The 7,066-nt window shown below is 74.2% G+C and carries 6 protein-coding genes; 2 read left to right on the top strand and 4 right to left on the bottom strand.

From position 1 onward, the window contains the following. Nucleotides 1-22: 22 nt before the first annotated feature. From ACFUVW_RS18305 to gndA, 4 genes are read right to left on the bottom strand one after another with little or no spacing between them, the layout of a single operon-like run. Nucleotides 23-778, bottom strand: a complete 756-nt coding sequence (locus ACFUVW_RS18305; protein ID WP_430572735.1) for an aspartate/glutamate racemase family protein — start codon at nt 776-778, stop codon at nt 23-25. Further along, complete coding sequence (locus ACFUVW_RS18310) at nt 775-2,097, bottom strand: carboxylate--amine ligase (protein ID WP_430572736.1); 1,323 nt, start codon at nt 2,095-2,097, stop codon at nt 775-777. The genes ACFUVW_RS18305 and ACFUVW_RS18310 overlap by 4 nt, the downstream gene beginning before the upstream one ends. Further along, entirely contained in the window at nt 2,094-3,446 is a 1,353-nt protein-coding gene (locus ACFUVW_RS18315; RefSeq protein ID WP_430572737.1) for a hypothetical protein, read from the bottom strand. Before ACFUVW_RS18315 ends, ACFUVW_RS18310 begins: the two co-directional genes overlap by 4 nt. After that, on the bottom strand, nt 3,443-4,879 hold the full coding sequence (gndA, locus tag ACFUVW_RS18320) for an NADP-dependent phosphogluconate dehydrogenase (protein ID WP_430572738.1): 1,437 nt from the start codon (nt 4,877-4,879) through the stop codon (nt 3,443-3,445). The genes ACFUVW_RS18315 and gndA overlap by 4 nt, the downstream gene beginning before the upstream one ends. Before the next feature lie 203 nt (nt 4,880-5,082). Here gndA and ACFUVW_RS18325 point away from each other — a divergent pair, with 203 nt between their 5' ends. Together ACFUVW_RS18325 and ACFUVW_RS18330 are read left to right on the top strand one after the other, a co-directional pair. Further along, the gene (locus ACFUVW_RS18325) at nt 5,083-5,736 is read left to right on the top strand and encodes a DUF3000 domain-containing protein (protein ID WP_430572739.1); all 654 of its coding nucleotides are present in this window, start codon (nt 5,083-5,085) and stop codon (nt 5,734-5,736) included. Continuing rightward, nucleotides 5,733-6,962: an HRDC domain-containing protein gene (locus ACFUVW_RS18330; protein WP_430572740.1), complete on the top strand. Its 1,230-nt coding sequence runs from the start codon at nt 5,733-5,735 to the stop codon at nt 6,960-6,962. Before ACFUVW_RS18325 ends, ACFUVW_RS18330 begins: the two co-directional genes overlap by 4 nt. The last annotated feature ends 104 nt before the right edge of the window (nt 6,963-7,066 follow it).

Below are 7,066 nucleotides of genomic sequence, written 5' to 3' on the forward strand. Positions count from 1 at the left end.
GGGTGCGGTGCGTCGCGCGGCCTCAGCGCACGCGGTGCCCGGCCCCGGTGATCGTGGCGCGCACCAGCTCGTCCATGGAGTCGAGGAACGGCTCCTCGTCCAGCAGCCGGTGGTCGACGGCCGCGACGGACAGCTCCGTGCAGCCGAGCACGACGACGGACGCGCCGCGCTCCACGAGCCGGGCCGCCACGCCGCGCAGCGCGTCCGGGTCCGCCGGCCGGCCGGCCTTGACCTGGTCGTAGATCACCGCGTTGACGACGTCCTGGTCCGCCGCGTCGGGGACGACGACGTCCACCCCGTGGGCGGCGAACGCGTCGTCGTACACCTTCGACGCGACCGTGCCCGCCGTGGCCAGCAGGCCGACGCGCCGCAGGCCGGGCACCCGCTCGCGCGCCGCCGCGACCGTCACGTCGATGATCGAGACGAACGGCACGGTGACGGCGTCGAGCACCTGCTGGGTGAAGTAGTGCGCGGTGTTGCACGGCATGACGAGGAACTGCACGCCGAAGTCCTGCAGACGCCGCGCGTCCCGCGCGAGCACGGGCCCCGGGTCGGCGGGCGACCGGCCGAGCACGAAGTCCGTGCGGTCCGGGATGGTCGCGTGGTTGAGCACGACGAGGTCCACGTGGTCCTGGTCCCGCTCGGCGTCGGTGCGCTGCACCACCCGCTGCAGGAAGTAGGCCGTGGCCAGCGGGCCGACGCCGCCGATGACGCCGACGGGTCGGTCCTCGACCGTCCCGTCGGCGCCCTCGACGACGCGCTCGCCCTCCGAGGTCACGCGCCCTCCCGCGCGCCCTGCGGCGCGGCGGGCCCCGTCCAGGCGAGCGCCCGCGACTGCGCCACCGGGTAGTGCCGGGCGTACTTGCGGAACTGGTTGAGCTGCGCCACCAGCAGGTACGCGACCCGCCGCGGGTCCCACTCCTTGCGGTACCACAGCGGGTTGGACGCGCGGCGCGTCAGCTGCAGGCGGCGCGTGCGGGTCCGGGTCGCGGGGTCCGCGACGTAGCGGCGCAGCAGGGCGCCGGGCAGCACCGTGTACAGGTGCTCGGTGGTCACCTCGCCGTCGCCGGAGAGCGGGACGTCGGGCCCGAGCACCGCGCGCGGGTCCGGGTCGAGGCCCCGCAGGTGCTCGTGCACGTAGAACTTCACGGGGTTCGCACCCGTCGACGTCACGTAGTAGTTCGAGCGGCCCAGGCGCGGGTTGAGCTCGAAGAACACGTACCGCCCGTCGCGCGGGTCGTACTTGAGGTCGAAGTTCGCGACGCCGGTCCAGCCGACGTGCTCGAGCAGGCGGCGTGCCTGCTCCACGACCTCGGTCTGGGTGCCCGTGACGATCGCGGCCGGGTTCCCGAGCGCGCCGGGCGCGTGCTCCTCGAGCAGCACATGCCCGAAGGAGGAGAACCGCACCTTGCCCTGCGCGTCGCTGTAGCAGGTGAGGATCCGCATGCCGGAGTCGTCGCCCGGAATGTAGTCCTGCACGACGAACGAGCCGACGTAGCCGGCGTCCTTCACCCGCGCGAGCAGGTCGAGCAGCTCGGCGCGCGTGTCCACGAGGAAGACCTTCTTCTTCCCCGCGAACTCGACGTCGTGGTAGGCCGCCGTGCTGGCCGCCTTGGCGATCACGGGGAACGTCAGCCCGCTCGTGTCCGGCTCGGCGCCCGACGCGACGTCGTGCACGACCGTCGTCGGGTGCGCGAGGCCGAGCTCGGCGCACAGTGCCCCGAACTCCTCCTTGTCGGTGAGCCGCAGCAGCAGCTCCTCGCCGACATAGGGCACCAGGTAACGGTCCTCGAGACGGTCGCGGTGCTGCACCAGCATCCGCACGAGCCAGTCGGCGGAGCCCACGACGACGAGGTCGGCGTCGGTGTGCTCGTCGGCGATGCGGCGCAGGCGCGCCACGATCGCCTCGGGGTCGTCGATCTGCGGCTCCGCGACGTGCGTGAGGATGCGCGAGTGCCGCACCAGGCCCGTGGACGCGCCGGACACGACCACGGAGCGCACGCCGTACGCCTCGTGGAACGCCCGGGCCAGGCTGTAGGCGCCGATGTCGCCGCCCAGGACGACGGGCTGCAGCCGCCGCTGCGGGGTCTGCGTCACGAGGTCTCCTTCGTCACGGCCGTCGCGCCGGCCGCGGTGTCGGCCGCCGTGTTGGCTGCATAGTTCCGGCGCAGCGCCTCGATCGGGTAGAACTGCCGGTACTTGCGCACGTGGTTGAGCATCGCCGTGAGCACGTACAGCCGGCGACGGGGCGACGCGTCCGCCCGGTAGCGCAGCGGGTGCACGGTACGGCCCGAGCGCTGCAGCCGCACGACGCGGGCGTGCAGCTGGGGATCCAGCACGTACGAGCGCAGCAGGCGCTTCGGCACGACGGCGTAGAGCACCTCGCGGTCCGCCGTCACCGGCTCGCGGCGCACGCCGTGCACGACGTCGTCCACCAGGGCCTCGGTCGGGTTCTGCCCGCCCGCGGTGAGGTAGTAGTTGTTCCGCCCGATGCGCGGGTTCTGCTCGAAGAACTTGAACACGCCGTCGCGCGGGTCGAGCTTGACGTCGAAGTTCGCGAACCCGCGCCACCCCGTGTGCTCGAGGATCCGCTGGGCGGCGTCGAGGATCTCGTCGATCGGCTCGACGATCATCGCCGACGGGTTGCCCCGCGCGGCCGGCGTGCGCTCCTCGAGGAGCACCTGCGCCGAGGACCGCAGCGTGACCCGCCCGCTCGAGTCGGCGTAGGCCGTGACGGACCGCATGCGCGTGTCGTCGCCCGGGATGTTCTCCTGCACGAGGAAGCGGCCGCGGAAGCCGGCCTCGCGCAGCGAGATCATCAGCCGGTCCAGCTCGGCCGGCGTCGCGATCTCGTAGATCTTCTTCTTCCCCGCGAACTGCACGTCGTGGTAGTCGGCGCTGCTCGCGGGCTTGGCGATGACCGGGAAGTCGAAGCCGACCGGCAGCGGCTCCCAGCCGGGCTCCGCCGCGCGGGCGAAGTCCTGGATCACCGTGGCCGGCGTCGGGATGCCGAGCTGGGCGCACACCTCCTGGAACTCCGCCTTGTCGGAGATCCGGTCGATGAGCGCGGCGTCGGCGAACGGCACCACGTAGCCGGCCGCCTCGAGCTCGGCCCGGTGGTGCACCAGGACGCGCACCACCCAGTCCATGTTGGTGAGGAGCACGAGGGTGCGGCCGGAGGCCGCCAGGCGGCCCGCGACGTCCTGGAGCGCCGCGACGATCTGCTCGGGGGCGGTGCCGGACAGCTCGGTGTCGATGATCTGCGAGTGCGCGATCGGGCCCGGCTCGGCGAAGGCGACGACGGTGGTGCGCACGCCGTAGCGCTCGTGGAACGAGCGGGCGAGGGCGTACACCCCGATGTCCGACCCGACGATGACGGGCTGGAACCCGGGCTGCGCGCCTGCGGGCGTGCCCCCGTTGCTGGTGGTGCTCACGGGTGCGCTCATGCCTCCTGCTCGGAGCGGTCGGCCGACCACTCGGTGTGGAAGGTGCCCTCGCGGTCGGTGCGGCGGTAGGTGTGGGCGCCGAAGAAGTCGCGCTGCGCCTGGATGAGCGCGGCGGGCAGCCGCTCGGCGCGCACGCCGTCGTAGTAGGCGAGGGACGAGGAGAACGCGGGGGTCGGGACGCCGTTGAGGGCGGCCTGCGACACGACGCGACGCCAGGCGGCGAGGCCGTTGCCCACGGCGTTCGTGAAGTACTCGTCCGCGAGCAGCAGCGGCAGCGCGGCGTCGCGCTCGTACGCCTCGGTGATGCGGTTGAGGAAGCGGGCGCGGATGATGCAGCCGCCGCGCCAGATGCGGGCCATGGCGCCGCGGTCGATGTCCCAGCCGTACTCGGCGGAGGCGGCGGCGATCTGGTCGAAGCCCTGCGAGTACGCGACCACCTTCGACGCGTACAGCGCGAGGCGCACGTCCTCGATGAACGCGTCGCGGTCGGCGATCTCCCAGGTGCCCGCGTCCGCGGGCAGCGCGGCGCGGCCGGCCTCGCGCTGCGGCACGGAGCCGGACAGCGCGCGGGCGAACGTCGCCTCGGCGATGCCCGTGATCGGGACGCCCAGGTCGAGGCCGTTCTGCACCGTCCAGCGGCCGGTGCCCTTCTGCTCGGCCTGGTCGAGCACGATGTCGACGAACGCGCTGCCCGTCGCGGCGTCCACGTGCTGCAGCACGTCCGCGGTGATCTCGATGAGGAACGACTCGAGGTCGCCGGTGTTCCACTCCTCGAAGATCTTCCCGATCTCCGCGGCGGACGCGCCCAGCCCCTGCTTGAGCAGGTCGTAGGCCTCGGCGATGAGCTGCATGTCGGCGTACTCGATGCCGTTGTGCACCATCTTGACGAAGTGGCCGGCGCCGTCCGGGCCGACGTAGGTGCAGCACGGCGTGCCGTCGACCTTCGCGGAGATGTCCTCGAGGATCGGGCCGAGGCTCGCGTAGGACTCACGGGTGCCGCCCGGCATGATCGACGGGCCGTTGAGCGCGCCCTCCTCGCCGCCGGAGACGCCGGTGCCCACGAAGTGCAGGCCCTTCGCGCTGAGCGCCTGCTCGCGGCGGATCGTGTCGGGGAAGTGCGCGTTGCCGGCGTCGACGACGATGTCGCCCTCCTCCAGCAGCGGCACCAGCTCGTCGATGACCGCGTCCGTCGCGGCGCCCGCCTTGACCATGACGACGACCTTGCGGGGCCGCTCGAGGGAGGCGACGAAGTCGGCCATCGACTCGGACGGGACGAAGTCGCCCTCGTGCCCGGCGTCGGCGATCAGCGACTGGGTCTTGGCGTACGACCGGTTGTGCACCGCCACCGTGTAGCCGTGCCGCGCGAAGTTGCGGGCGAGGTTGCGGCCCATCACCGCAAGGCCGGTCACGCCGATCTGGGCACGAGCTGTCATCGTTTCCCTGCTTCCGTCGGTTCTCGGTTCGGGTCGGGCGGCCGGGTGGCGGCGACTGGCGCACGCGCTCCCCCGCCCGGGAGCCGGGACCAGCGTAGTCGGCGCGGCGGCCGAGGTGTACGGACCATCACGATCCGGACACGACCGGCGCCCCGGTGCGTCGTTTCACCCGACCGGCCGCGCCGCGCCGTACGGTGGCTGGCGTGACCGGCGATCGCACGGGTGACTCGAAGCGGGACCAGCAGGATCCCAGGCAGGTACCCGCCCCGTTCGCGGCCGCGCTGGCGTCCCTGCGCGAGCGGCGGCTGCGCGGCGAGGTGCACCTGGCCGAGATCCCGGGCCCCACGCGCGTGGCCCCGTACTCGGTGGCCCTCGAGGGCGAGGTCGCGGAGCCCGGGGGCGAGGAGGTCGCCACGGGGCGGTTCGTCGTCCTGCACGACCCCGAGGGCCAGGAGACCTGGCAGGGCACCTTCCGGGTGGTGACGCTGGTGCGCGCCTCCCTCGAGCCCGAGCTCGCCGCCGACCCCCTGCTGGCCGACGTCGCGTGGACCTGGGTCACGGAGTCGCTCGGCGCGGCGGGCGTGGAGGCCCTGGCGATCGGCGGCACCGTGACGCGCGTGCTCTCGCACAGCTTCGGCGCGCTGGGCGCCACGCCCGACGCCGTGGACCTCGAGATCCGCGCGTCCTGGACGCCCACCGACACGGACCTCGGGGTCCATCTCGCCGTGTGGGGCGACCTCATGGCCACGGCCGGCGGCCTGCCCCCGCTGCCCGACGGCGTGGCCTCGCTCGCCGCGCGCTCGGGCGGCCGGGGGCACCCGCGCCCCGGGTCGCGACCGCATACCGTGGGGCCATGAGCTCAGCAGTCCCCCCGACCGCCACCGACGTCGTCCCGCTCACCGAGCCCGCGGACGGCGTCGGCCGCGTCGTCGACACCCCGGCCGCCCTCGACCGCGTGGTCGAGCGGTTCGCGGCCGGCACCGGCCCCGTCGCCGCCGACGCGGAGCGCGCCTCGGGCTACCGCTACGGCCAGGCCACCTACCTGGTCCAGCTGCGGCGCGAGGGCGCCGGCACCGCGCTGCTCGACCCGGTCGCGCTGCCCGACCTCTCGGCGATCGGCGACGCCGTGGGCGACGCCGAGTGGGTGCTGCACGCGGCGTCCCAGGACCTGCCGGGGCTCGCCGAGCACGGCCTGCGCCCGGCACGGATCTTCGACACCGAGCTCGCCGCCCGCCTGCTGGGCCTGGAGCGCGTGGGGCTCGCCGCGGTCGTCGCCGAGCTGCTCGGGCTGGGGCTGGCGAAGGAGCACTCCGCCGTCGACTGGTCCACGCGGCCGCTGCCCGAGGACTGGCTGCGCTACGCCGCCCTCGACGTCGAGGTGCTGGTGGACCTGCGCGACCGCCTGGCCGAGCGGCTCGACGCCGACGGCAAGGCGGAGTGGGCGGCCCAGGAGTTCGAGGCCGAGCGCACCGCGCCGCCCCCGGCCCCGCGCGTCGACCCGTGGCGGCGCACGTCGGGCACGCACACGCTGCGCGACCGGCGACAGCTGGCCGTGGTCCGCAGCCTGTGGCTGGCGCGCGACGCGAGCGCCCGCGCCCGCGACGTGTCCCCCGGCCGCGTGCTCCCCGACCGCGCCATCGTCGCGGCCGCGCGCGCGATGCCGCGCACCGTGCCGCAGCTCACCGCCCTGCCGGAGTTCGCGGGGAAGTCCACGCGCCGCCGCGCGCCCGCGTGGCAGCGCGCGATCGACGAGGCCCTCGCCCTGCCGGACGACCGGCTGCCGAGCCCGCGCGGTCCGCGCAGCGACGGGCCGCCCCAGCCGCGCACCTGGGCCGACCGAGACCCCGTCGCAGCACGACGGCTCACGGCGGCGCGCGAGCTCCTGGCGACGATGTCCGGCGACCTGCACGTGCCCGTGGAGAACCTCCTGCAGCCGGACGCCCTGCGCCGGCTGTGCTGGACGCCACCGGACCCGGCGCGCTCGGCCGAGATCGCGGAGTTCCTGCGCGGCCGCGGCGCCCGACCGTGGCAGGTCGAGCTGGTCGCCACCCCGCTCGAGGACGCCTTCTCCACCGTCTCCTGACCCTCGACTTGTCAGGGCCACGCGCAGGTATCGACGCTCCTGGCCCTGACAACTCGCGGGCCGGACAGTTGTCAGGGCCACGCGCACCAGAACCTGCGCGTGGC

The organism is Isoptericola sp. NPDC057391 (genome assembly GCF_042668085.1).
GTDB lineage: Bacteria > Actinomycetota > Actinomycetes > Actinomycetales > Cellulomonadaceae > Isoptericola.

Excerpts from the sequence above, each read along its gene's own strand:
- ACFUVW_RS18330 (WP_430572740.1), top strand. The coding sequence starts at position 5,733 with ATGAGCTCAGCAGTCCCCCCGACCGCCACCGACGTCGTCCCGCTCACC.
- gndA (WP_430572738.1), bottom strand. The coding sequence starts at position 4,879 with ATGACAGCTCGTGCCCAGATCGGCGTGACCGGCCTTGCGGTGATGGGC.
- ACFUVW_RS18315 (WP_430572737.1), bottom strand. The coding sequence starts at position 3,446 with ATGAGCGCACCCGTGAGCACCACCAGCAACGGGGGCACGCCCGCAGGC.